We start from the raw sequence: 698 nt of genomic DNA on the forward strand, positions 1-698 counted from the left end.
TACGCTGCTGTCGGTTCTGTTTATCTTCAGTGTGTGTTTGGCTGCGGGTGTAGTGACGTACCACTTTACCGCTCAACTACTGCTAAGTGTTGGCGTGTTTATTGTGTCGTTAGGTCTAGCGTTAGTTGGGTTAGCGTGGTGGCAGAAGCGGCTGACGCACTTCCTTGGTTTCAAAAATACAACCGACCAATTGCAGGAGGGCTGGCATGCGTTCTCTAACCAAACTCGACCGAGCCATGCAGATAAAACGCATCGAGGGTAAAGCGGCTTTGGAGCAATGCTTGCTGGATAAGCAAACCCTCAAATTTACCTCGAACCGATTCGTGCAAGAAAACCCGTGGACTGCGCTTGGGTTGAGCGCTTTTGCCGCGATTGCTGTTGCGAAAGCTGGGCGACTTTCTCGCGTCACGTCATCTCTCTCCTCCATCAGTTTGCTGCTCAATGGCGCGATGGATTTGAGTGGTCAGCTAGCCAAATCTTCTTCATCGTCTGCTGCATCCTCAAAAGAAGCAGGTGAAGAAGCGGCTCAACCATCCGATTTACCACCCCATCAGTAGAGGATGCGCATGAATGGAAAATTAAACCTTCCCATCAATACCGTGATTGGTGTGTCTCTGCTGGTGTTATTGCTTGTTCCAGCACTCTACTTCGCCAAACCGGTGCTGTTACCTATGGTGATAAGTACGTTCGTGGCACTG

The 698-nt window shown here is 50.1% G+C and carries 1 protein-coding gene and 1 pseudogene; both read left to right on the plus strand.

Features of this window, described 5'->3' with window-relative positions; translation table 11 throughout:
- Positions 1-262 (plus strand): annotated as a pseudogene (locus R7E78_RS26775) (hypothetical protein); the annotation flags it as partial.
- The gene (locus R7E78_RS26780) at positions 207-557 is read left to right on the plus strand and encodes a hypothetical protein (RefSeq protein ID WP_072828774.1); all 351 of its coding nucleotides are present in this window, start codon (positions 207-209) and stop codon (positions 555-557) included. The pseudogene R7E78_RS26775 and the gene R7E78_RS26780, both read left to right, overlap by 56 nt.
- Positions 558-698: the final 141 nt, after the last annotated feature.

This window comes from Vibrio sp. YT-19(2023), from assembly GCF_033337395.1.